At 69.0% G+C, this 23,087-nt stretch carries 20 protein-coding genes and 1 pseudogene; 12 read left to right on the top strand and 9 right to left on the bottom strand.

The features are described from left to right. Positions 1-58 precede the first annotated feature (58 nt). Positions 59-1,099, bottom strand: coding sequence for an epoxide hydrolase family protein (locus tag ACFXIV_RS19895; protein WP_379393845.1), 1,041 nt, complete (start codon positions 1,097-1,099; stop codon positions 59-61). 37 nt (positions 1,100-1,136) lie between these two features. Here ACFXIV_RS19895 and ACFXIV_RS19890 point away from each other — a divergent pair, with 37 nt between their 5' ends. Further along, a complete protein-coding gene (locus tag ACFXIV_RS19890; protein ID WP_379393843.1) occupies positions 1,137-1,697 on the top strand; it encodes a TetR/AcrR family transcriptional regulator in 561 nt (186 codons plus the stop codon). Then, positions 1,694-2,431 carry a hypothetical protein gene (locus ACFXIV_RS19885; RefSeq protein WP_379421301.1) on the top strand — a complete coding sequence of 246 codons (738 nt, stop codon included), beginning with the start codon at positions 1,694-1,696 and terminating at the stop codon, positions 2,429-2,431. The genes ACFXIV_RS19890 and ACFXIV_RS19885 overlap by 4 nt, the downstream gene beginning before the upstream one ends. Here the strand turns inward: ACFXIV_RS19885 and ACFXIV_RS19880 are convergent. Both ACFXIV_RS19880 and ACFXIV_RS19875 read right to left on the bottom strand, forming a co-directional pair. After that, positions 2,382-3,227 (bottom strand): alpha/beta fold hydrolase, encoded by an 846-nt coding sequence (locus ACFXIV_RS19880; RefSeq protein ID WP_379394339.1) that lies wholly within the window; start codon positions 3,225-3,227, stop codon positions 2,382-2,384. The genes ACFXIV_RS19885 and ACFXIV_RS19880 overlap by 50 nt on opposite strands. A gap of 113 nt (positions 3,228-3,340) precedes the next feature. Continuing rightward, a complete protein-coding gene (locus ACFXIV_RS19875) occupies positions 3,341-3,541 on the bottom strand; it encodes a hypothetical protein (RefSeq protein ID WP_379394385.1) in 201 nt (66 codons plus the stop codon). Positions 3,542-3,815: 274 nt separating this feature from the next. On the opposite strand from ACFXIV_RS19875, the gene ACFXIV_RS19870 reads away from it, so the two are divergent. After that, entirely contained in the window at positions 3,816-4,757 is a 942-nt protein-coding gene (locus ACFXIV_RS19870) for an acyl-ACP desaturase (protein WP_379393839.1), read from the top strand. A 55-nt stretch (positions 4,758-4,812) separates the two neighbouring features. On the opposite strand, the gene ACFXIV_RS19865 is transcribed toward ACFXIV_RS19870, so the two are convergent. The 3 genes from ACFXIV_RS19865 to ACFXIV_RS19855 are packed head-to-tail and all read right to left on the bottom strand — an operon-like array spanning position 4,813 to position 7,840. Beyond that, the gene (locus tag ACFXIV_RS19865) at positions 4,813-5,652 is read right to left on the bottom strand and encodes a carbohydrate ABC transporter permease (protein ID WP_379393837.1); all 840 of its coding nucleotides are present in this window, start codon (positions 5,650-5,652) and stop codon (positions 4,813-4,815) included. Further along, a complete protein-coding gene (locus tag ACFXIV_RS19860; protein WP_379393835.1) occupies positions 5,649-6,545 on the bottom strand; it encodes a carbohydrate ABC transporter permease in 897 nt (298 codons plus the stop codon). The genes ACFXIV_RS19865 and ACFXIV_RS19860 overlap by 4 nt, the downstream gene beginning before the upstream one ends. Then, a complete protein-coding gene (locus ACFXIV_RS19855) occupies positions 6,542-7,840 on the bottom strand; it encodes an ABC transporter substrate-binding protein (RefSeq protein WP_379394337.1) in 1,299 nt (432 codons plus the stop codon). Before ACFXIV_RS19855 ends, ACFXIV_RS19860 begins: the two co-directional genes overlap by 4 nt. A gap of 325 nt (positions 7,841-8,165) precedes the next feature. Between ACFXIV_RS19855 and ACFXIV_RS19850 the strand changes: the two genes are divergently transcribed. From ACFXIV_RS19850 to ACFXIV_RS19830, 5 genes are all read left to right on the top strand, one after another. Then, the gene (locus ACFXIV_RS19850) at positions 8,166-10,493 is read left to right on the top strand and encodes a carbon starvation CstA family protein (RefSeq protein WP_379393833.1); all 2,328 of its coding nucleotides are present in this window, start codon (positions 8,166-8,168) and stop codon (positions 10,491-10,493) included. 7 nt (positions 10,494-10,500) lie between these two features. Next, positions 10,501-10,740 (top strand): YbdD/YjiX family protein, encoded by a 240-nt coding sequence (locus tag ACFXIV_RS19845; RefSeq protein WP_379380002.1) that lies wholly within the window; start codon positions 10,501-10,503, stop codon positions 10,738-10,740. Between the two features lie 67 nt (positions 10,741-10,807). Next, positions 10,808-12,307, top strand: a complete 1,500-nt coding sequence (locus ACFXIV_RS19840) for a DNA-3-methyladenine glycosylase 2 family protein (RefSeq protein WP_379393831.1) — start codon at positions 10,808-10,810, stop codon at positions 12,305-12,307. Continuing rightward, positions 12,307-12,825: a methylated-DNA--[protein]-cysteine S-methyltransferase gene (locus tag ACFXIV_RS19835; protein WP_379393829.1), complete on the top strand. Its 519-nt coding sequence runs from the start codon at positions 12,307-12,309 to the stop codon at positions 12,823-12,825. Before ACFXIV_RS19840 ends, ACFXIV_RS19835 begins: the two co-directional genes overlap by 1 nt. Positions 12,826-12,897: 72 nt before the next feature. Beyond that, entirely contained in the window at positions 12,898-13,170 is a 273-nt protein-coding gene (locus ACFXIV_RS19830) for a DUF2277 domain-containing protein (RefSeq protein ID WP_379393827.1), read from the top strand. A gap of 38 nt (positions 13,171-13,208) precedes the next feature. Here the strand turns inward: ACFXIV_RS19830 and sigJ are convergent, their stop codons facing one another. Further along, entirely contained in the window at positions 13,209-14,099 is an 891-nt protein-coding gene (gene sigJ / locus ACFXIV_RS19825; RefSeq protein WP_379393825.1) for an RNA polymerase sigma factor SigJ, read from the bottom strand. Between the two features lie 135 nt (positions 14,100-14,234). Here sigJ and ACFXIV_RS19820 point away from each other — a divergent pair, with 135 nt between their 5' ends. Together ACFXIV_RS19820 and ACFXIV_RS19815 are read left to right on the top strand one after the other, a co-directional pair. After that, on the top strand, positions 14,235-14,819 hold the full coding sequence (locus ACFXIV_RS19820) for an NADPH-dependent FMN reductase (protein ID WP_379393823.1): 585 nt from the start codon (positions 14,235-14,237) through the stop codon (positions 14,817-14,819). A 10-nt stretch (positions 14,820-14,829) separates the two neighbouring features. Next, positions 14,830-15,297 carry a YybH family protein gene (locus ACFXIV_RS19815; RefSeq protein WP_379393821.1) on the top strand — a complete coding sequence of 156 codons (468 nt, stop codon included), beginning with the start codon at positions 14,830-14,832 and terminating at the stop codon, positions 15,295-15,297. 54 nt (positions 15,298-15,351) lie between these two features. Here the strand turns inward: ACFXIV_RS19815 and ACFXIV_RS19810 are convergent, their stop codons facing one another. Together ACFXIV_RS19810 and ACFXIV_RS19805 are read right to left on the bottom strand one after the other, a co-directional pair. Then, the gene (locus tag ACFXIV_RS19810; RefSeq protein WP_379393819.1) at positions 15,352-18,591 is read right to left on the bottom strand and encodes an AAA family ATPase; all 3,240 of its coding nucleotides are present in this window, start codon (positions 18,589-18,591) and stop codon (positions 15,352-15,354) included. 574 nt (positions 18,592-19,165) lie between these two features. Continuing rightward, positions 19,166-20,302: pseudogene (locus tag ACFXIV_RS19805) on the bottom strand (exonuclease SbcCD subunit D); the annotation flags it as partial. Between the two features lie 246 nt (positions 20,303-20,548). On the opposite strand from ACFXIV_RS19805, the gene ACFXIV_RS19800 reads away from it, so the two are divergent. Together ACFXIV_RS19800 and ACFXIV_RS19795 are read left to right on the top strand one after the other, a co-directional pair. Then, the gene (locus tag ACFXIV_RS19800) at positions 20,549-21,715 is read left to right on the top strand and encodes a DNA recombination protein RmuC (protein WP_379393817.1); all 1,167 of its coding nucleotides are present in this window, start codon (positions 20,549-20,551) and stop codon (positions 21,713-21,715) included. A 124-nt stretch (positions 21,716-21,839) separates the two neighbouring features. Beyond that, positions 21,840-23,027 (top strand): DUF6542 domain-containing protein, encoded by a 1,188-nt coding sequence (locus ACFXIV_RS19795; RefSeq protein WP_379393815.1) that lies wholly within the window; start codon positions 21,840-21,842, stop codon positions 23,025-23,027. Positions 23,028-23,087 lie beyond the last annotated feature (60 nt).

The raw sequence follows: 23,087 nt of genomic DNA, 5'->3' as shown, positions 1-23,087 counted from the left end.
CGACCGGAGGTGTGTGGGCGTGTGGCGTTGCAGTGGTGGAGCATTCGCACGCGTCGTTTCAGCTGCCCAGCTCGATGGCGCGACGTATGTCGCCGACGTAAGCCTCGGGTTGTTCCCAGGCCGCGAAGTGGCCGCCGGCGCGGTGTTCCACGTAGTCGCGAATGTTCAGGAAGGCTTCGGCGTAACTTCGTGGCTCGGGCTTGATGTCGTGTGGGAAGACCGAGAGCACGGTTGGGGTGTCGATGCGGGCGGGGAGGGTGACCGGTTCGACGTAGGTGGCGAACGAGGTGCCGATCGTGCCGGTGGCCCAGTAGGCGGTGACCCATGTGAGGAGTTCGTCGGTGGTGAAAGCCGATTTATCGGACCAGGACTCGAGTTTCTCGACAAGCCACGCTGCGAGTCCGGCGGGTGAGTCGCCGAGGGCGACGGCGAGGGTGTTCGGCCGGGTCGACTGCTCCGCTATGTATCCGCCGTCGGTGCGGAACCACTGCGCCGAGCGGTCGAGGTAGGCGGCCGCGTCGGGTGCGAGTGTCGCCGGATCCGCGGTGAGCGCACGCCGCGGGGCGATGTTCGTAAGGTGCAGGGCCGCTACGCGATCCGGGTGTTCGGCCGCAAGAATCTCTGCGACCGTGCCGCCCACATCGCCGCCGGAGACCGTGTACCGCGAGTAACCGAGCTCATGGAGAGCGTTCGCGACGATGCCGGCGATCCGGTTGACCGACATACCGGGCGTGGTGAGCGGGGGCGCGAACGGGAAGCCCGGTAGCGCCGGAACCACCACGTGCATGTCGGTGAGCAGAGGCAGGACGCGTTCGAACCGCAGCACCGAGTCCGGCCAGCCGTGCAGCAGCACGACGACCGGGGCGCCGGGATCGGTGGACCGCTGGTGGATCACACGCAGATCGGTGTCGGCTGTTCGCACTGTCACCCAAGGGAATTCGCGGATACGCCGTTCATGTACGTCCCAGTCGTATCCATCGGCCCAGTGTTCGAGTAGTTCGTCGAGGCGGGTGCCGGTGATGCCGCGCGTTTCGTCGTCGCTCCACGGGGTCGTGACGCGCCGCGTCCGCCGGAGTTGTTCCCGCATCTCGTCACTCATGTGTATCAGCGTACACATGATGTGTATCCTCATACACATGAGTTTGCGCAATGCGGCTGCCACCCGTCAGCGGATCCTGGAGCACGCGCAACGCCAGTTCGCCGAGCGCGGGTACGCGGCGATCACGGTCAAGGGTGTGGCCGACGCGGCCGGCGTGTCACCCAACCTCATCACGCGCTATTTCGGCGGCAAGGACGGCCTTTTCCTGGCGGCCACCCAGGTGGAGATCCCGGTCTCCAGCTCCTTCGACGGCGACCGTTCCGCCCTGGGCGCGCGCCTCGCGGCGATGATCGTCCACCGCTGGTTCGATGCGCCCGGACAGGATCCGCTGCTCGTCCTGCAACGCGCGTCCGGCGAGCGCCCGGAGGCCGCGGAGGCGCTGGCCGGCTTCCTCGACACGAACTCACTGGAGCCGCTGCACCGCTACCTGCGCGACAGCGGCCTCGACGACGCGGACGCCTACAACCGGGCCGCCGCGATCGACGCCTTCGTACTCGGCGTCTCGACCCGCCGCCGCGTCCTGCGATCCGAACTCGGCGACCCAGCCGACCTCCAGGCCTGGCTGAGCGCCGCCATCCAGCGCCTCGCAGACGGATGACGCACGACCACAAGAACCGCCGAATCTCCGCTTCCACTGGGCATTTTCGGTCCACCCACCGACATGCCGAGTTCCCCGGAGGCCGTCGCCGCCCTCCTGCTCAGCGAATGAATCGCGGCTGCGTCTGCGCACAGGCGACAGGTCTGGGCCGTATCTGGACGAGCCTCGTCGCCGATGCCCCGGCGTTCCTCATCGATCACCGCATGACGGTGCTCGCCGCGAATCGGCACGCCGATCTGCTGTACGGCCGCCGCGCGCAGGGATTGAACATCGCGCGGCACGTCTTCCTGTCCGACGAAGGCCGCGCCCTGTTCGCCGACTGGGATGGCTGCACGCTCGACACCGTCGGCCACCTGCGCTTGTCGGCGGGCCGCCACCCCGACGACTCCGAACTGGCCTCTCTCATAGGCGAACTCGCCATGCGCAGCGAACGCTTCCGCCGCCTCTGGGCACGCGCCGACGTCCGTAGCCGCACCCACGGGCGCAAGGCGTACAACCATCCCCTGGTCGGCTACCTGGAACTGCACCAGGAAAACTTCGCGCTCCCCGACGCCACCGGAACGGAACTCGTCACGCAGTCGGCCGCCCCCGGCACGACCGCCCACGACAACCTCCGCCTCCTGGCCAGCCTCGGCGCGAGCGACGCCGCCGAGACGAAACCAATTGGCGGCCTACATCATCGGTTCAGACGAGCTGGTCGAGGATGGCCGCCAGTTCGCGAGCCCGGAACATGACACCGGCATGCCCGGCCTCCAGGCTGTGCACATCGAAGGGATTGTCCGGGGTGAGGCGGTCGGCGTCGTCGATCATTTTCGTGGCCAACGCCGCGGAGATGACATTGTCCCGGGTGAGACGTATGTAGCTGTGGGGAATTCGTCCCCAGGTGTCGGCCTCGACCCGGGCGTCGGCGAAATTGGTTTGTGCGCCGTCCTCGGGCTGCATTCCGAAGTTGAGTACCAGGAGCATCTGCTCGACCGTGGCCTCGGGCATATTGGTCACCCGGAAATCCTCGAGCGCTTCGGGATCGGCCGAACGCAGGTTGAATCGGATGAGGCCGCGGGATACCGGCTCCATTCCGAGAAACAGTGAATGGTCCGGATTCGGGATCGGGACGTCCTTCAAGGCTTCGGGAGTCTGGCTCAGCGCCATGGCGCTGGGCGCGTCCGGGGTGGACGGGCAGAAGGCGGACAGGTAGACGATGCGGTGAATGGCTTCGGGTATGGCATTGCCGACCAGACCGATCGTGATGCCGCCGAGGCTGTGGCCGACCAGGATCACCGGGCCGTGCCGCCGCACCTGCCGCACCACATCGATGACGTGGGTGACATTGTCCTGCACGGTGATTGCGGCCATCGGCGACGGCCCGGTGGTGAATGCGGCAATGTCCTGCGCCTGATATGACAGCGGTATCGAGGCGTCGAGCCCGTGGCCGGGCAGATCCACCGGCAGGCTGCGGTGTCCGAGCAATGCCAGTTCGCGCACTACAGGCGTCCAGAAGAAACTGTTGCTCGTCAAGCCGTGAACGAACACGAATGTCGGAGCGGTGGTGGAGATTTCGGAGAGTTGACCGTCAGGTTCGGGCACATTTCCCCCAGTGGTCGACAACGACGGATGCTGGGTTCTTTACCCACACCGGCGTGCCGTCAACCTTCCGCGCCGAGGGAGGGCAGTTCGCGGCTCGTGCTCGCGACGGGTGTGCGCTCGGCGGCGGGGATCTCGGTGCCGTGCAATGAGGTTCCGGCGGTTTCGCGCAGGAAAGCGCAGGCGGCCAGGCCGATCAGGGTGAGCAGTTCGCGCCGGTAATTGGTCAGCACCGGGCGCAGGCCGCCCGGCGGGGTGGCCACCGTTGCCGAGGGTGCCCAGCGAGCCCGGGAAGAAGGCGGACGTGAGGTAGCCGGCCGTGGCGGCGTACACGCCGTAGTCGAACTACTCGGTGGCATTGCGTGATGGTCGTGACAAATGCGGCAAATTCGTCTCGGCGGTTCGACTGGTGGGGCCGGATACGCCCCAATCCCATCGTGTCCGTCTAGGGTATAGGCGCGGCGATGCCGCGCAGTCAGCGATGCATGAACAGCGGTATGTTCCGTGGTTTTTTCCACCGAATCCGAAAGGCGCTGTATGGCTAGGGACTTGACGCAAATCGAGTTACTGACGGAATTGGAGCCGGTTGTCGCGGCCAATATCGACCGGCATCTGTCCACGGCGAAGGACTGGTGTCCGCACGACTATGTGCCCTGGAGCGAGGGCCGCAACTTCGCGGCCATGGGTGGCGACGATTGGGAGCCCGGGCAGTCACGGCTCTCCCAGGTCGCCAGGGTCGCGATGATCACGAACCTGCTGACCGAGGACAACCTGCCCTCCTACCACCGGGTGATCGCCGAGAACTTCTCCCGGGACGGCGCGTGGGGCACCTGGGTCGGCCGCTGGACCGCCGAGGAGAACCGCCACGCGATCGCCATGCGGGACTACCTGGTGTGCACCCGCGCTGTCGACCCCGTCGCGCTGGAGAACGACCGGATGGTGCACCTGACCCGCGGCGTCCACGCGCCGGATGGCTTCGGCGGCGTCCTCGATCAGGTCGCGTACGTGACCTTCCAGGAGTTGGCCACCCGGGTCAGTCATCGCAGCACCGGAAGGGTCTGCGACGACCCGATCGCCGACCGGATGCTGCAACGCATTGCGGCCGACGAGAACCTGCACATGATGTTCTATCGCAACATCACCGGTGCCGCCTTCGACATCGCTCCCGACCAGGCGATGGAGTCGGTGACCAAGATCGTGAATACCTTCGCCATGCCGGGCACCGGGATGCCGAACTGGCGTCGCAACGGCGTCCTGATGGTCAAGCACGGAATCTACGATCTGCGCCAGCACTTGGACGAGGTCCTGTTGCCGGTCCTGCGCATCTGGAACGTCTTCACGCGCACCGATTTCACCGCGCGCGGCGAACGCAGTCGCGAACACCTCGACCAGTACCTCGAGAAACTCGGTCGCGATGTCATCCGGTTCGAAGAACAACGCGAACGGATCCTCAGCCGCGAAGCGGCACGGGTCGGCTAGCCGGTGGGTCGGGCATGTGCCCAGCGCATGCTCGACCAGCTACCGGTCCTGCCTATCAGCGGCCACCCAGACCGGAGAGGGCGATGCCGCGGACGAAGGCGCGCTGAGCGAGCGCATAGAGCAGCAGCAGTGGCAGCAGGATGACCGTGGCCGCGGCCATGAGCAGCGGCCAGTTGGTCGAGTACTGCCCCTGGAGCCGGACGAGACCCAGGGTGGCGGTCGCGTAGTCGTTGCGTTGAATCATGATCAGGGGCCAGAGGAAGTCGTTCCAGACGGTGATCCAGGTGAGGACCGCCAGCACCATGACCGCCGGTTTGGTGTGCGGCAACAGGACTCGCCAATAGGTCTGCCACGGGGTGCAGCCGTCGAGAATGGCCGCCTCCTCCAATTCGATGGGGAGGGTGCGGAAGAACTGGCGCATCAGGTACGTGCCGAAGGCGCTACCGAAGAGACCGGGAACGATCATCGCCCAGGGGGTGTCCATCCAGCCGAAGGCCCGCATGAGCAGGAACTGCGGGATGACGGTGACGGTGAGCGGGACCATGAGGGTGGCCAGGTAGCCCACGAACAGCACCTCGCGGCCGGCGAAACGCAGGCGGGCGAAGGCGTATCCGGCCAGAGAGCAGAAGAAGACCTGGCCGGCGGTCACGCAGGCGGCGTAGACGACGGTGTTGAGCAGCATGCGGCCGAGCGGGATGGCGTCGAAAGCCTCTCGGTAGTTGGACCATTGGGGGTGCGACGGCAGGGGCGCCGCGTCGGTCAGCTCACCGTCGGACTTCAGGGAGGCCATGACGGACCACAGGATCGGGGTCAGCGCGCACCACGCCACCACGATCAACGCCAGATAGGTCAGTGCCGCGGCGACCAAGCGCCGCACCACTCCGCCGCGGCTCAAAGCCCCACCTCGGACCGTCGGGCCAGCCATTGCTGGATCAGGGTGAAGGCCAGCAGGATTGCGAAGATCACCCAGGCCAGAGCGCAGGCGTAGCCGACCTCGTAGAAGCGGAAGGCGTTCTGGAACAGCATGATTCCCAGGACGTAGGTGCCGGTCTCGGGGCCGCCGTTGCTGCCGGTCAGGGCATAGGCCTGGTCGAAGGCCTGGACCGAGTTGATGACGGTGATGACCAGGACGAAGGAGAGCGCGCCGCGGATCAGCGGGATGGTGATCGAGCGGAAACGGCGCCAGGCGTTCGCGCCGTCGATTTTCGCTGCCTCGTACAGGTTTTCGGGGACGCCCTGCATGGCCGCGAGCAGGATGACGGTGGCGAAGGGCACCGATTTCCACACCGTCACCAGGCTCAGCGAGACCATGGCCCACTGCGGATCGGTCAGCCACGGCACCGGGCCGAGGCCGATCCAGCCCAGGAGAATATTGGCGAGCCCGTCATCGCTGGCGAAGATGAAGCGGAACACCACCGCCATGGCGACGGTCGACGCCACCAGCGGCAGGAATGCCACGGTCCGGAACACCCCGACACCGCGCAGTTTCCGATTCAGCAGTCCCGCGACGGCGAGGCTGACCGCCACCGTCGGCACCAGCGTCAGGATCGTGAACACGGCCGTATTCCGCAGGGCGATATAGAACAGCGGGTCCTCGGAGAACAGCCGCCGATAGTTCGCCACACCCACGAACCGCGGCGGGCTGAACAGATCCCAGGAGTGGAAGCTCAGATACAGCGAAAACCCCAGCGGGAACAGCATGAACACCAGGATGGCGGCCAGATTCGGTGCCACGAACAGCCTTCCGGCGCGCGCCCGCCGCCGCTCCAGCACCGGCCCACCCCTCATACCGCCGCCCGCAGTAGCTGATCGATATCGGCGCTGGTCTGTCCGCCCAGCGAGTCCGCTGTCGCCGCGCCCCGCAGCACTCGATTGCAGCCACGTTCGAGCAGCGCTTCCACCTTGCCCCACACGGGCGTCACGGCCAGCGGACGCGAATTCTCCGGCCCCTCGGTGAAGACTTCGAGATTGCGCAGCGTCGGGTGAGCCGCGGCGAATCCCGGTGACTGCATGGCCGATCGCAGGACCGGCACGAACAGACCCGACTCCGCGATAATGGCCTGTCCCTCGGGCCCGGTCGCGAACTTCACGAATTCCCAGGCCTGTTCACGCCGCGGACTGCTCGCCGCGATGGCCAGTCCGGTGCTGCCGATATCGGTGATCGCGCCCGGACCCCCGTCCGGCCCGACCGGCAGCACCGTGACATCGAAGTCGAGGTCGTCGTGCCCGGTGAACTCCGAGTACAGCCAGTGCCCGCCCATGAGCATGGCGGCCCGCCCGCTGCGGAACAGATCCTGCGCCGAAACCGATTGCCGGTCACCGACACTGGGCGCGACCCGATGCCGCACGGCCAGGTCGGCATAGAACTGGAACCCGGCCGCGAACCGCGGATCCCCGAGATTGGTGCTGGTGGGCCGCACCGGCGGACTGAACCATTCGACGCCGTTGTTCATACCGAAGCAGGCCGCCGAGAAGTAGGGCACCCAGGCGTCCACGAATCCCCACTGCCCGGTGCGCCCGCCGGCGTCGCGGTGGGTGAGCGCCCGCGCGGCCGCCAGGAACTCCGCGAAGCTCCAGGCCTCCGACCAGCGGGCGGGCGGGCGAATCCCGGCCTCGGCGAACAGCTTCCGGTTGTAGTAGAGGAACACCCCCGACCACTGCTCCGGCAGCGCGTACTGCCCGCCGTCCCAGACGAAGGTGTCGCGCAGTGTCGCGTACCCGTCGGCGCGCAGCCGGGCAGCGTAATCCGGCTCCCGGTCCAGGAATTCGCGCAGATCCACCAGCACACCCCGATCGGCGAGCCCGGCGTAGAGCAGCTCCCACGCCATCAGCACATCCGGGCATTTGCCGCCCGCGCAGTAGGTGAGCATCTGCTGCAGGGGATCGGGCCCGGACATGATGGTGCGGATCCTGATATCCGGTCGCCGCCGGTGGAATTCGTCGATGATGCGCAGCCGCGCCCGGGCCTCCTCGGGCCGCGCCTGGAAGAAGAAGGTGACCGCGTCGTCGCCCCCACCCGCGCAGCCGCCCGCGGCCAGCAGCGCCGCCAGCGCGGCCGAGCGCAGCAGGCTACGCCGATCCATTCCGCCGGGCCGGGCCGCCCATTCGCTCGCCAAAGATATATCTCCGTGAACTAAACGAACTAAAGGACCACAGTGACGCAGATCTCGAACCAGCATGGCAGCATACGGGGAGCAACCTGCGACACGCGGCAAACACGCGAAATCGCGGGAATCCGACCGGCTCGCACCACCCCCGCGCGCCGGCCGCAGCGTCCGCCGGGCCACCCGTACCCGGCGCTACCACACCAGGTGAACAGCTGGTCGAAGCCGGTTCACTCGCATGTCGGTTGGGCTACGTTGTGACCATTTCAGTTAGAAGCCGCAGTACCGCAGGGAGAGTTGTCGCATGGCGACCATCGAATACCTCCGGACGGATCCCGACCTACCTCCGGTAGGTGTCGTGGACCGGACGCCCATGACGCCCGCGAAGAAGGGCATCTTCCTCGTCATCGCCGTGATCGGCGCAATCGCCTGGGCCATCCTCGCTTTCATGCGCGGCGAGAACGTGAACGCGGTGTGGATCGTCATCGCCGCCCTCTGCACTTACGTACTCGCGTACCAGTTCTACGCCCGGCTCATCGAATACCGGATCACCAAGCCGCGCGATGATGTCGCCACTCCCGCCGAGGAAATGGAGAACGGCAAGGACTACATGCCGATGGACCGCCGGGTCCTGTTCGGCCACCACTTCGCCGCCATCGCGGGCGCCGGCCCGCTGGTCGGCCCGGTGCTGGCCGCGCAGATGGGCTATCTGCCCGGCACCATCTGGATCATCGTCGGCGTGGTGCTGGCCGGTGCGGTGCAGGACTACCTGATGCTGTGGGCCTCGGTGAAGCGCCGCGGCCGGTCGCTGGGCCAGATGGCGCGCGACGAGCTCGGCGTGGTCGGCGGGGTCGCGGCCATCATCGCGGTGCTGGTGATCATGATGATCCTGCTCGCGGTGCTGGGCATCGTCGTGGTGAATGCCCTTGCCGCGACCAAGAATCCGACCACCGGCGCGCTCGAGGGCGGCAGCCCGTGGGGTGTGTTCTCCATTTCGATGACCATCCCGATCGCCCTGTTCATGGGCCTGTACCTGCGCTTCTTCCGGCCCGGCAAGGTCGGCGAGGTGTCGCTGTTCGGCTTCGTGCTGCTGCTGGCGGCGATTCTGCTCGGCAATCCGGTGTCCCAATCCGGTTGGGGCCGCGACCTGTTCACGCTGTCCGGTACCACCATCGCCTGGATGCTGATCATCTACGGCTTCATCGCCTCGGTGCTGCCGGTGTGGCTGCTGCTGGCTCCGCGCGACTACCTGTCCACCTTCATGAAGATCGGCACCATCGGCCTGCTCGCCATCGGCGTGCTGGTCACCATGCCGGTGCTGCAGGCCCCCGCGGTCTCCCAGTTCGCGTCCAACAGCAACGGTCCGTCCTTCGCGGGCAGCCTGTTCCCGTTCCTGTTCATCACCATCGCCTGCGGTGCGCTGTCCGGCTTCCACTCGCTGGTGTCCTCGGGCACCACGCCGAAGCTGCTGGAGAAGCAGTCGCAGGCGCGCATGATCGGCTACGGCGGCATGCTGATGGAGTCGTTCGTGGCGGTCATGGCGATCATCGCGGCGTCGATCCTGGATCAGCACCTGTACTTCGCCATCAACAGCCCCGGCCTCACCTCCGCGCAGGCCGCGGCCGACAGCGTGAACAAGCTCGGTGTGGGCGGCAGCCCGATCGACGCGAAGTACCTGAACGACATGGCGCAGAGCGTCGGTGAGTCCCGGGTCTACTCGCGCACCGGTGGCGCGCCCACCCTCGCCATCGGCATGACCGAGGTGATGCACAAGTTCATCGGCGGTACCTCGCTCAAGGCGTTCTGGTACCACTTCGCCATCATGTTCGAGGCGCTGTTCATCCTCACCACCATCGACGCGGGCACCCGCGTCGCGCGGTTCATGCTCTCGGATTCGCTGGGCAACCTGGGCGGCGTGGCCAAGAAGTTCCGGGATCCGTCGTGGTGGCCGGGCGTGTTCATCTGCTCCGGCGTGGTCGTGGCCGCGTGGGGTTCGGTGCTGCTGATGGGTGTCACCGACCCGCTGGGCGGCATCAACACCCTGTACCCGCTGTTCGGCATCTCCAACCAGCTGCTGGCCGCGATCGCGCTGACGGTGGTGCTGGTGATCGTGGTCAAGAAGGGGCTCGTGAAATGGGCCTGGATTCCGGCGCTTCCGCTGGTCTGGGACCTGATCGTCACCATGACGGCCTCGTTCCAGAAGATCTTCTCGGGTGACCCGAAGATCGGCTACTGGACGCTGCACAACAACACCATCGACAAGCAGAACGCCTACATCGCCGCACGCGATTCGGGGCAGCTGCCGAAGGGCGTCAAGGACGTCGCCGCGCTGAACCAGCAGATCCACGATATGGACAAGATCATCCGCAATACCTTCGTCCAGGGCACGCTCTCCATCGTGTTCGCGGTGATGGTGCTGATCGTGGCGCTGGTCGGCGTGTGGGTCTGCCTGCGCGCCATCCGCAAGGGCGGCAGTGAGACCACCGAATCGCCGGAGGTGCCGTCGAAGATCTTCGGCCCCAGCGGTTTCCTCGCCACCAAGGCGGAGAAGGAGGTCCAGCAGGAATGGGACACCCTGATCGCCGAGGGCAAGATCCGCGCGCCCGGCGCGGCCACGGTCGCCAGCCATTGACGCGCCGATGAGTACCCCCGAAGCCCCGCTCGCCGCAGGTCCGCTGCGGCGGGCGGGGCTCGCCCTCGTCCGGGCCGTGAAAGCCGTTGCCTGGTGGTTCAACTCGATCCTCGGCGGCAACGATTACGCCCGATACGTCGATCACCTGCGACTGCAGCACCCGGGATGCGAGATTCCCAGCGAGCGCCAGTATTGGCGCGATCGCCATGCGGCCGCCGCCAAGAACCCCGCAAATCGCTGCTGTTGACACGAGTGGCGGTTTTCCGCCAACATCCATGTCCGATACCCGCTAGCAGAGGTCGGCCGGGACTGACATGGTGGTATGCGTGAGTGCGAACGACTTGGATTTCGAGCGTTGCTACCGCGCCGTGGCAACCCGGGACGCCCGGTTCGACGGGCAGTTCGTGACCGCGGTGCGCACCACCGGAATCTATTGCCGCCCTTCCTGTCCGGCCATCACCCCCAAACGCACCAACGTCACCTTCCTGCCCACCGCGGCCGCCGCACAGCAGCACGGCTTCCGCGCCTGCCGCCGGTGCCTGCCCGACGCCGCGCCCGGCTCGCCCCTCTGGAACACCCGCGCGGACCTGGCCTCCCGCGCCATGCGCCTGATCGGCGACGGCGTCATCGAACGCGGCGGCGTGCCCGCCCTCGCCGATGCCCTCGGCTACTCCCAGCGTCAGCTCACCCGGGTACTCACCAGCGAGCTCGGCGCCGGCCCACTGGCACTGGCGCGCGCCCACCGCGCGCACACCGCCCGGCTGCTGATCCAGACCACCCGGCTGCCCATGTCGGACATCGCGTTCGCGGCCGGATTCGCCAGCATCCGGCAGTTCAACGACACCGTGCGCGAGGTGTTCGCGGTCAGCCCGACCACGCTGCGCGAGGAATCCCGGCGGCGCAACGGCGACACGCTGCCGGCCACCAACGGGCTGCTCACCCTGCGACTCCCCTATCGCGAACCGTTGGACAAGTCGTGGCTGGAATGGTTCCTGTCCGCCCACACCGTCCCGGGCGTGGAGCTGTGGGAGAGGGGCGTCTACAGCCGCAGCCTGCGAACACCGCACGGCCACACCACGATTCGACTGTCCATCCAGCCCGGCCACGTGCGGGCCTCACTGTCGCTGCAGGACATGCGCGACCTCGCGCCGACCGTCGCCCGCATCAGGCACCTCCTGGATCTGGACGCCGATCCCATCGGGATCGACGAGGCCATGGCCGCCGGCATGGCGGGAAGCCCACCGCGCCCGGGCTTTCCGGGCGCCGTGCTGCCCGCCGGCATCCGGGTCCCCGGCTGCCTGGACGGCCCGGAACTGTTGCTGCGCACCATGATCGGGCAGCAGATCTCGGTGGCCGCGGCCAATACCCACACCGCGCGGCTGGTACAGGGCCTGGGCGAGACCATCGCCGGGCCGATCCCACACCTGTTCCCCACCGCCGAGGCCATCGCCGAACGCGGCTCCGAGGTACTGACCGGGCCGAGCCGGCGCATCGAGGCCATCGTCGGCGCGGCCAAGGCGCTCGCCACCGGCGACCTGGTGCTGCACCCCGGCCGCACCGCCGGTGAACTGCGCCGCGACCTGCTGGCCCTGGACGGGGTCGGACCCTGGACCGCGGACTACGTCACCATGCGCCTGCTCGCCGATCCGGACGTGCTCCTACACTCCGACCTGGTCGTGCGCCGCGGCGCGGGACTGCTCGGCATCGACCTCGCCGATACCGCCCGCTGGTCGCCATGGCGCTCCTACCTCACCATGCACCTGTGGAAACACGCCCTCGCCCACCCCGCCGAGGCCAACCGGAGGACCCCGTAGTGAGCTCCGAAACCCCTGTCGGCACAGCCGATTACGCCACCGTCGCGACACCCGCCGGTCCGTTCACCGCCATCGTGGACGACGACGGGGTGGTCCTCGCCTCCGGCTGGACCGACGATCCGGAAGAACTGCGGGCGCTCATCCACCCCGGCATCCGGCCCGCCGCGCTGCGCGGACGAGACGCCCTCGGCGCGGTCACGCGAGCCGTCACCGAGTACCACGCCGGGGACCTCACGGCCATCGACGGCATCGCCGTGCGCCAGGTCTCCGGACCGTTCCTCACCCACGCCTGGGAGATCCTGCGCAAGGTGCCGGCCGGAGCTCCCGTCACCTACACCGACTTCGCGGCCATCTCCGGGCGGCCCGCCGCCACCCGCGCGGCGGCCAATGCCTGCGCCCGCAATGCCGCCGCGCTCTTCGTGCCCTGCCACCGGGTGATCCGTACCGACGGCAGCCTCGGCGGCTTCCGCTACGGCCTGCCGATCAAGCGCTGGCTGCTCGACCACGAGTCGGCCTGAGGGCTCCCGCCCACGGGGTCCGCGCCCGAGCATGCCCGGGCCGCGTCGGTGCCCGGGCGTAGCGTGGCAGCCATGTGCCGCAACATTCACACCCTGCACAACTTCGAGCCGCCGGCCACCCCGGACGAGGTGTATGCGGCCGCCCTGCAGTACGTCCGCAAGATCAGCGGAAGCACCAAACCGTCCCAGGCCAACCAGGACGCCTTCGACCTGGCGGTGGCGGAGATCGCCGCGGCAACCACCCGCCTGCTGAACGGCTTGACCACCACCGCCCCACCCAAGGACCGCGAGGTCGAGGCCGCCAAGGCGCGCGCCCGCGCCGAAGTGCGCTTCGCGGGCCGATAACCGAATCGGCCGGAACAGCCTGCGGATCCCTGTTCAGTTCAGCCGGCCGTCCAGGGCCGCAGTTTCTCCGGGTTCCGGATCACCCAGATGCGGGTGATCCGGCCGTCTGCGATATCGAACGCGTAGACCGAGACGATGGTGCCGTCGAGCTGCGCGACCAGGCCGGGCTGGCCGTTCACCGTCCGCTCCAGCAGGGTTACCACGGGGCCGCGGGTGGCGATTTCCATCCAGGCGTGAGCGACCTGCTCACCGCCGTTGATCGGGTCGTGGAAGGATAGTGCCAGGCCGCCGCCATCGGCCGTGGCGATCACCTGCGGATCGAGCAGGCCGATCAGGGCCTCGATATCCTTTGTCTCCCAAGCCCGTTTGAAATCCCGGACCACCTCGGTGCGCACAGCGCTCGACGGGCTCCGCGAGGTATCGATGCGGCGGCGGGCGCTGGAGGCGAGCTGGCGGCAGGCTGCGGGGGTGCGCCCGACGATGCCGGCGACCTCGGCGAAGGAATAGCGGAAGACGTCGTGCAGGATGAACGACACCCGCTCTGCCGGTGTCATGGAATCCAGCACGACGAGGAAGGCCATGCTGATCGACTCGTCGAGGGTGACCCGGTCGGCGGGATCGACGGGGGCGGGACCGTCGAGCCATTCGGATCGGTCGGGGACCGGCTCCGGAATCCATTCGCCCACATAGCGTTCCCGCCTGGCGCGCGCCGAGCCGAGCAGATCGAGGCAGATCCGGCCGGCGACCGTCGTCAACCACGCGCCGGGCGCCGCCACCTCCCGCCGCTGCCGCTCGGACAGCGCGTACCAGCGAGCGTAGGTCTCCTGTACCACATCCTCGGCCTCGGACAGGGAGCCGAGCAGCCGGTAGGCGAGATTGATCAGCTGACGGCGTTCATCGATCACCCCGGGCAGGTGCGGGTCGGTCATGTGCGGCTCCTTCGGTTCGTGCGTACCCCACCGAAATCGACGAATCAGCGACCCGATTTGTGAGGCGGCCTGACATTCCGGACAGCTGTGTCGTCGGAGGGTCATGACGTTTTCAGCAGAGCAGGAGTTCCGGAAATGATCAGAATCGGCATCATCCTCGGCAGTACCCGGCCCAACCGCAAAGGCCCACAGGTCGCCCAGTGGGTTCTGGACTCGGCAGCGCAGCGCGGCGACGCCGAGTTCGAACTGATCGACCTGCGCGACCACCCGCTCCCGCATCTCGACGAGCCTGTGCCGCCGATGTTCGGCCCGTCGATGCATGCACACACCCGCGCCTGGGCCGAACGGATCGCCCGATTCGACGGCTTCGTGATCGTCACTCCGGAGTACAACAGCGGCGCCCCCGGGGTGCTGAAGAACGCCCTCGACCATCTGCTCTGGGAGTGGACCGACAAGGCAGTCGGATTCGTCTCCTACGGCACGGCCGGCGGCGCCCGCGCCGTGGTGCAGCTGCGGGTGGTCTGCAGCACGCTGGGCATGGCCGATGTCGGCTATCAGGTCGCGGTCTCGGTGCTCACCGATTTCGAGGACCTCACCACCTTCACACCTCGCGACCATCATGCCGCCGCCCTGACCAAGACGCTGGATCAACTCATCGCCTGGAGTGGTGCGCTCGCGCCCCTGCGCGCCGCCGCCGAAACCACGCTCGCCAATTCCTGAGGAGTCGATCATGACCACACCCAACGACTTTCAGTCACGCGCCGACCGCATCGAGGCCGATGAAGTCGAGATTCGCCGGACCATCGACAAGGTGGTCGAAGGACTGCGAGCCAAGCACCTCGACGCCCTGAAACAGGCGTACACGCCCGACGTCGTGTCCTTCGATGTCGAGCCGCCGCTCCAGCATGTCGGGATAGCGGCGAAACTCGAGAACTGGGCGAAAGTCTTCCTGTTCTTCGAGAGTGTGACCTATGAGGTTCGCGATCTGACGTTCACCGTCGGCGATGATGTGGCATTCGGGCACGCCTTCGCTCGTCTCAGCGGCACGCTGAAGAACGGGGCCGCGACGAGCGGTATGTGGGTCCGGGTCACCTACGGCATGCGGAAGATCGACGGCAACTGGTTGATCGCGCACGATCAGGTATCGGTGCCGTTCGACATCTCGAGCGGCAAAGGTGTGATCGACCTGGAGCCGTGACGGGCCGGGGGTGTCGGGTGCCGTTGCCGTGCGGGCTTTCGCCCCGCCGAAAGCCTATGCGCCGACCGAGGTTTCGAGGCGGGAGCCGGTGCGACCGCGAATGACGTGCAGGCGACTGGGGATGCGCTGGCGCATCTCGTCCACATGGCTCACCACGCCGACCACCCGGCCCCCGGAACGGAGCTCGTCCAGGACGCCCATCACGGCGTCGAGGGTGTCGGCATCGAGGCTGCCGAAGCCCTCGTCGATGAAGAGGGTGTCCATGACCAGGCCGCCGGATTCGGCCGACACGACGTCGGCCAGACCCAGGGCCAGGGCCAGGGAGGCCATGAAGGTCTCGCCGCCGGAAAGGGTTTTGGCCGGACGGGTCGCACCGGTGTAGTCGTCACGGATATCGAGGCCCAGGCCGCCGCGGCGGCCGCGCGGGCCCGCGGCATCGGTGTGGACGAATTCGTAACGGCCGCCGGACATCCGGCGCAGCCGCACCGAACCGGCCAGCGCCACCTCCTCCAGGCGGGCGGCCAGCACATACGAGCGCAGGGACATGCGGCGGTTGTTCTCGCCACGGCCGGACACCACCTCGGCCAGGCGGGCCAGCTCGTCGTGGGAGCGCTGGAGCGGGGCGATGCGATCGACGGCCGCCGACAGCTGTGCGCACAGGCCCTCCAGCTGCGCCAGCCGCCGGTCCGCCTCGGCATTCGCGGCGACGGCCCGGGTCAGCTCCGATTCCGCCTGCGCCACCGCGGTTTCCAGCTCGCGCGGATCGCCGGGTTCGTCCTCCCCGGCCGACTGGATCTCAGGTTCGGCGAGCACGGCCTCGGCGTGCGCGCGAGCCCGGTCGGCGGCCACCAGTTCGTCCTCGATGGCCGTCTGCTGCGCGGCGCTGCGGGAGGCGGCGTCGACCGCGCGGGCGTACTCGCCCAGCACGCCGTAGTCCGGCCCCGACTCCCCCATCACCGGCGGCGCGGAATCCACCAGACCCGCGTCGTAGGAAAGCTTTTCGACCCGGACGGCGGCCACCGCGACCTGCTCGCGGGCAGTTGCCGCCTCGACACGTGCGGACCGCACCGCCGTGGCCTCCTCGACCAGCGCCGCCAGGCGGGCCCGGCGGCGGTCGACGGTGCCGTCGGCGCCGGCGGCCGCGCGCAGCCGCTCGGTGAGTTCGGCCAGCCGCCGATCGCTGGCGACGATCCGCTCCGTCGTTGCACTGGACCGGCTTTCACATTCCCGCGACTCGTCCTGCAGCCGGGTCTGATCCGCGCGCAGCGTGCCGAGTTCGGCGGTCAGCCCGTCCACGAGACCCGCGATGCCCTTGGCCGCGGTGTACCGCCGGGTCGAATCGTCCAGTGCGGCGGCCAGTTCCGCCTTGTCCACATCACCGCCCCGCTCGACCAGCACCTCGACCGCCCGCTCCAGCTCGGCGACCCGCTGCCCGGCCCGCTCCCGCTCGGCCTCGGCCTTCCGCTCCGCGGCCAGCGCCGCGTCCTCGTCGGCCTTGGACACCGCATGCTCGGCCGGCCGCGCCGGATCCGGATGCGCGAGCGACCCGCACACCGCGCACGGCTCGCCCGCGGCCAGGCCCTCCGCCAGCTCCACCGCCATCCCGGCCATGCGCTGCTCTCGCAGTGCCTGCGTATGCTGCCACGCCTCGGCGTGCCCGGTCCGCGCCCGCTCGAAAGCGGTTCCCGCCCCAGCCAGTTCACCGCGCCGCCGCTCCAACTCCACCGCGGCTGCGGCCGAGGTGCGCAACCGCTGGCACTCGGCCTCCAGTCCGGGCAGTGCGGCCGCCGCATCCGCGGCGTCGCGCAACCGGACCTCCACCGCCGCAACGGCTTCCGGCAGCTCCCGCAACCGCTGAGCCAGCTTGCCGGTCCGGGCAGCCAGATCGGTCTGCTCGGTCCGCAGCCCGGCCAGCTCCCGCGTCAGCCGGGTCGCCGAATCCGCATCCGCCCGAACCTCATCGAGCGCGCCCACCTGTGCGCTCCACCGCTGCACAGCCGCCTCGAGCCCCGAGGCGCGGCCCTCGCGCATCGCCGATCCATCGTCCTCGACGCCGCTGCCGTCGTATGTCCGGTCACCAGCGTCGGAGTCGACGGCGTCGAACGGGCTGGGAAGGGTGAGATCTCGAGCGTGACCTGCGTTGGCGTCGATGTCTTCGAGGTCGGCGGCGAGGTCGGTGCCGGTGAGTTCCGCGGCGGCGAGATCGGCTGCGGCCCAGGTGGTTCCGGACAGCTCGGCGCTGGCCGGTTCGAGGAGGCGGTCGGCGAGTCGCTCGGCGGCGCGGGTGGCGTCGTCGGTGCGGCGGCGCAGGGTGACGGCGGCGGCGCGGGCCTCGGCCAGGGCGGTGGCGACGGGTTCGGCGCGGCGGGCCCGGTCGAGTTCGGACTGACGCGCGGCGCGGTGGCCGGCGGTGGCAGCGAAGTCGGCCAGCTGGGTGCGAGCCGCGGTGCGGCGGCGGAAGAGCTCATGGCGGCGGCGCTCCGCTTCGGCGGCGGCACGCACACCGGCCGAATCCTGCCGGCGCTGCCGCAGATCGGCGGCCGTCTCGGTCACCAGGGTGCGGGCGGCCGCCAGCAGCGACTGCGACCAGCCGACCGACTCGAGGAGCCCGGCCGTCTCGGTGGCGGGCAGGCCGGCGGCCGTACCGACCTGGGCGATGAGACGGTCGATGCCGTGCTTGCGGGCATCCAGATCGGCGGAGCTCGCGCGGCGCTTCTCGACCAGCCACTGCTCGGCGGTGCCGAAACGCTCGGTGTCGAAGAGCTTTTCGAGCAGCTTCTCGCGATCCTCGTTGTCGGCGCGCAGGAATCGCGCGAAATCACCCTGCGGCAGCAGCACGACCTGGAAGAACTGATCGGCGCTCATGCCCAGCAGGCGCAGCACCTCGTCGCCGATATCGGGAATGCGGGACAGGTTCTGGCCCCGCCCGTCCAGCCACTCCAGCGTGGCGGCCGCGTTCTCCTTCACCCAGCCCGATTTGGCGCGCTTGCTCGGCCGCTGGAATTCCGCCGACCGGTTCAGGCGCAGTCGCCGGCCACCGACCGTGGCCTCCAGCAGCACCCGGGGCGGCGTCTGCTCGTCGGCGTGGTCCGAATGCAGCCGCTTGATATCGCCACGCGCCCCCGGCACGCTCCCGTACAGCGCGAACGCGATGGCGTCCAGCACCGTGGTCTTCCCCGCCCCCGTCTGCCCGTGCAGCAGGAACAACCCGTCCGCACCGAGCTCGTCGAAGTCGACCACGGCCGTCTCGGCGAACGGCCCGAACGCCGTCAGCTCCAACCGATGCAGCCGCACGCAGCGCCCCCTTCCCTCAACGCCACGCCCCATCCAACTACCCGGCACCCGCCGCCCACCGCGGGACACGCCGAAACACTCAGCGCCCCAACGCTCATGCGGTCATCCCGCCGGCCACATCGCCCGATTCGCCCGGCTCCAACCCGAAGTCACCCAGATCGAACAGCCCGAGCGCCGCATCGGCCTCCGCCGCATCCACCCCACGCACCGACCCGTCGAACCCGGCCGCACTCACCACCCGGGCCGCAACCTCGGCCCCGCCGCCTCCCGCCGAATCGGCACCCACCGATCCATGTCCGGCGTCGGCACCCGACGCATCGGCATCATCGGGCACGGCGAACAACGCGCCCTCCGCAGTCACGACAGCCTCCGCCGGCACAGCAGCTGTCAGTGCGCCGCCTTCGGTAATCCCGGCAGCCTCGGCAGAGACGGCAACCGCGGCGGCCGCAGCCCCTTCGACAGATACGGCGGCCGGATCGCCCAACGCAGCACCGACAGGCACGACATCCTCGGCGACGACAGCGGCCGGAGAAACGGGTGCGGCGGTTTCGACCGGGGCGGGAAGATGTAGGGGAGCGTCGGTTTCGCGGGTGGCGGCGGCGAGGGCGCGTTCGAGCCAGGTCATTTCGCCGGGGGTGGGGGTGCCGCGGACGTCGGCGAGGAAGCTCTGGGCTATCTCGGTGTCGCGGCGGCCGTGCACGCGTTCGCGGTAGCGGAGTTCCGGGTTGCCCTCGGGGCGTTGCCATTCCACGTGGACGGCGTGCGGGAAACGCTCGCGGAGGCGGCGCAGCGCGTCCACGGGGCGCGCCTCGTCGGTGAGGGTGGCCGAGACATAGTGCGATTCGGCTTCGGCGTGCTCCGGCGCTTCCAGGAGGGATTCCAGGGGCCCGGTGAGTTGCGAGAGGCCGCGCACCACCGGGAGTTCGCGGCGCTGGACGGCGGACAGGCCCGCGCCGTCGATGTCCACGATCCAGACCGCCTTGCGATGCGAGCGCTCGCCGAACGAATATGGCAGCGGCGAACCCGAATAGCGGACGGACTCCGACAGCGTCTGCGGCGAGTGCAGGTGGCCGAGCGCCACATAGTCGATCCCGGCGAAGGCCGACAGCGGCACGGTCTCCACGCCCCCGACCGAAATGGACCGCTCCGACCCGGTGGCCTCGCCGCCCACCACGAAGGCATGCGCCAGCACCACCGACCGCGCCCCCGCCCGCCCGGCGAGATCGGCGCGCACCAGGCTCATGGCCGCATCCAATATCTCGGCGTGCGAACGCGCCTGCGGCACGCCCAATTCCACCCGGGTGATCTCCGGCTCCAGATAGGGAATGCCGTAGAAGGCAATGTCGCCGAATTCATCGGACAGCACGATCGGCCGCGCCACGTCCGCGATCCGGCAGCGCAAATGCAATCCGCCCGCCGCTGCGAAACTCCCGAGCGCACCGAGCCGAGTCGGCGAGTCGTGATTACCGGAGGTGGCGACAATGGTCGCCCCCGCCGCCCGAATTGCCTCGAATCCTCGATTGCACACCGCAATCGCATCCGCACTGGGAATGGAACGGTCGTACACATCCCCCGGCAGCACGACCACGTCCACCCCCTCGGCCGCCACCAATTCCGCGACGGCCCGCAGCGAGCACTCCTGATCGGCCAGCAGATCGACGCCATGAAAGGTGCGCCCGATATGCCAGTCGGAGGTGTGCAGGATCCGCATGCCGCAAGACGCTATTGGATCCCCCCGACAACCCGCGCGACACCCTCGCGAGTCGCGTCGAACACGCCGCGCGTATGCCAGGGCGACAACTGATTTCGCAACGGTCGGGGTAACTCACCGGGTACGACCGGAATCGGTTCGGCACCCTACCGCCGGCACGGATATGAGACCGGCGACAGCACCTGACGCGCCGCTGAAGTCCCGGAGAGGCGGAATTGTCGGTGGTCTCCGGCACTATCTCTGGCCATGACCGCACCGATGCTGTTCGCGCTGCTGCTGGTGTTCGTATCGGGGCTGGCCCTGGGCTGGCTCGGGCATGCCGCGCGGGCGGGACAGCGGGCGGCGGTGGCCGAGGCGCGGCTGGCGGCCATCCGGGACAACGAGCGGCTGTTGCGGCAATCACTCGGCGCGGCCAGCGAGGACGCGGCCCGGCGGCAGTCCCACGCCATCGGCGCGCTGGTCGATCCGCTGCGGGAGGCGGTCGGCAGCCTCGACCGCCACATTCGCGAGGTCGAGCACAACCGCATCAACGCGTACTCCGGCCTGCGCGAACAGGTCGCAGGCATGCAGCGGATGTCACATCAGTTGTCCACGCAGACCGGTCAGTTGGTGGCCGCGCTGCGCGCGCCCCAGGTGCGCGGCCGCTGGGGCGAGATCCAGCTCGAGCGTGTGGTCGAGCTGGCCGGCATGGCCCGGCACTGCGATTTCGACACCCAGGTCACCCGCCGCGGCGACACCGTGGTGCGCCCGGATCTGGTGGTGCGCCTGTCCGGCGGCCGCCAGATCGTGGTGGACGCCAAGGTGCCCTGCACCGCCTTCCTGGACGCCGCCGGTACCGAGGACCCGCGCGAGCGTGAGGGCCACCTGGCCCGCCACGCCCGGCATCTGCGCAACCATGTGGATCAGCTGGCGGCCAAGGAGTACTGGGCGGCCTTCGATCCCTCCCCCGAGTTCGTGGTCCTGTTCGTGCCCGGCGATCCGTTCCTGGACGCGGCCCTCACCACCGACTCCGGATTGCTCGAGTACGCCTTCGGTCGCAATGTGGTCCTGGCGACGCCCACCACACTCATGGCCCTGCTGCGCACGGTCGCGCTGGGCTGGCGGCAGGAGGCGCTGTCGGCGGACATGGCGGTGATCCAGCAGCTGGGCCGTGAGCTCTACACCCGGCTCGGCACCACCGGCCGCCATCTGGACCGGCTGGGCACGCAGCTGGGCAAGGCGGTCGACGCCTACAACCACACCGTGGCGTCGGTGGAGTCGCGGGTCATGGTGACCGCCCGGAAGCTGCACGACCTGGAGATCGCCGACGCGCCGGTCCCGGAGGTCCGGCGGGTGGAGAGCTGGCCGCGGGCCGTGGGGTTCGCGGACGAGTACGCAGTGGGGTTCGCCGATGAGATCGAACAGCGGGGATGATGCCTGAGCAACCGCTTGGTCTACACGCCGGGGCCGAATAGCTATCACCGGGTTCATGCAATTCCGCATACCCGCGTGATGTCGCCTGCCTCGCGAAACACCGATATGCCTTAGTGTGCTTGACGTGGCAGTTACCCAACGCGAGCGAACCGAGGTGCCCCCGTCGCACCGTTCGATCCTGCCGTCGGTTCCCGGCGTCCCGGCCGGAGCCGCGGTGCTGATCGCTGTGACGTGCACGTTCATCGGTCTGCTGATCGACGCGCAGAGCGCGGGTAGCCGACCGCAGGGCGACGAACTCACCGGTTCCTTCACCTTGCTGTACATCGCCGGCTGTGTGGTGGCCGTGCTCGCGGTCCGCTACCGCGGACTGTTCACGACGCTCGTGCTGCCGCCGCTGCTGCTGTTCATCGCGGTGCCACTGGCCTATCAGTTCCTATTCGGGTCCTCCGGCAGTCTCAAGCTGAAGGACATCCTGCTGAATCTGGCCATCCCGCTGGTGAATCGGTTCCCCACCATGGCGCTGGCCACCGTGATCGTGCTGATCGTCGGCGCGGTCCGCATCGTGCTGCACCACCGCGAGACCAAGGCCGGCGCGACCGGCGAACCGCGCAGGACCCGGGCTCGTGCCACCCGCCCCGGCAGCGCCCGCGCCCAGCGCACCCGTTCCACCGCCTCCAAGGAACCCGCCAGACGCCGCTTCCGGCCCGGCGCGGACACCGCTGAGGAAGGCGACACCCCCGACACCGAGACCGCCCGTTCGTCACGCCGCGCGGACGCCCGGGTCGCGGCCGGGCCGCCGCGGGTAAGCAACACCGGACGACCCGCCGGCGAGGGCCGCCGCCGTCGCGCCCAGGATCCGGATCAGGCCGCCGCCGAACGCACCCCGGCTGCCACCGAGGGCCGCCGCCGCGCCGCGGGCCCGAACCAGTCCGGCGCCGCTACCGCCGAGGGCCGCCGTCGGGCCCAGTATGCCGAGCAGCCGTCCCGCACCGGCGAGCGCCACGCGGCCCCTGCCGACCAGCCCCGCACCGGTGAGCGCCGCGCCGCCCCGGCCGATCGCCCCCGCAACGGTGAGCGTCGCGCCACCCCGCCGGCGCCGGAGGCCGCCCAGGGCGAGGGCCGCCGCCGTCGCGCACAGAGCCCCGAGCAGGCGGTGGGTCGCGGCGCCGAACGCCACGCCGCCCCCGAGCGCAATCCGGCCCCCGCCGCCGAGGGTGGCCGCCGCCGTCGCGCGCAGCCGGGTGAACTGCCGCCGCATCCGCGTCCGAATGTGCGCTACCGCGAACGTGATTCGGGTCGCATCGAACGCTGAATCCCCGGCGACATTCGAGCGACTCGCACCGTGTATTTCCGGCAATCAGGAAATCGGGCA

Origin of the sequence: Nocardia sp. NPDC059236 (assembly GCF_042754085.1) — a bacterium.
GTDB lineage: Bacteria > Actinomycetota > Actinomycetes > Mycobacteriales > Mycobacteriaceae > Nocardia.
Note: the sequence above shows the minus strand (reverse complement) of the source record. Positions and strands in the feature narration are given on the sequence as shown.

Bases quoted from the DNA above. Each gene is read 5' to 3' on its own strand.
- ACFXIV_RS19895 (WP_379393845.1), bottom strand. From the start codon at position 1,099: ATGAGTGACGAGATGCGGGAACAACTCCGGCGGACGCGGCGCGTCACG.
- ACFXIV_RS19890 (WP_379393843.1), top strand. From the start codon at position 1,137: ATGAGTTTGCGCAATGCGGCTGCCACCCGTCAGCGGATCCTGGAGCAC.
- ACFXIV_RS19885 (WP_379421301.1), top strand. From the start codon at position 1,694: ATGACGCACGACCACAAGAACCGCCGAATCTCCGCTTCCACTGGGCAT.
- ACFXIV_RS19870 (WP_379393839.1), top strand. From the start codon at position 3,816: ATGGCTAGGGACTTGACGCAAATCGAGTTACTGACGGAATTGGAGCCG.
- ACFXIV_RS19860 (WP_379393835.1), bottom strand. From the start codon at position 6,545: ATGAGGGGTGGGCCGGTGCTGGAGCGGCGGCGGGCGCGCGCCGGAAGG.
- ACFXIV_RS19855 (WP_379394337.1), bottom strand. From the start codon at position 7,840: ATGGATCGGCGTAGCCTGCTGCGCTCGGCCGCGCTGGCGGCGCTGCTG.
- ACFXIV_RS19850 (WP_379393833.1), top strand. From the start codon at position 8,166: ATGGCGACCATCGAATACCTCCGGACGGATCCCGACCTACCTCCGGTA.
- ACFXIV_RS19845 (WP_379380002.1), top strand. From the start codon at position 10,501: ATGAGTACCCCCGAAGCCCCGCTCGCCGCAGGTCCGCTGCGGCGGGCG.
- ACFXIV_RS19840 (WP_379393831.1), top strand. From the start codon at position 10,808: ATGGTGGTATGCGTGAGTGCGAACGACTTGGATTTCGAGCGTTGCTAC.
- ACFXIV_RS19830 (WP_379393827.1), top strand. From the start codon at position 12,898: ATGTGCCGCAACATTCACACCCTGCACAACTTCGAGCCGCCGGCCACC.
- sigJ (WP_379393825.1), bottom strand. From the start codon at position 14,099: ATGACCGACCCGCACCTGCCCGGGGTGATCGATGAACGCCGTCAGCTG.
- ACFXIV_RS19820 (WP_379393823.1), top strand. From the start codon at position 14,235: ATGATCAGAATCGGCATCATCCTCGGCAGTACCCGGCCCAACCGCAAA.
- ACFXIV_RS19815 (WP_379393821.1), top strand. From the start codon at position 14,830: ATGACCACACCCAACGACTTTCAGTCACGCGCCGACCGCATCGAGGCC.
- ACFXIV_RS19800 (WP_379393817.1), top strand. From the start codon at position 20,549: ATGACCGCACCGATGCTGTTCGCGCTGCTGCTGGTGTTCGTATCGGGG.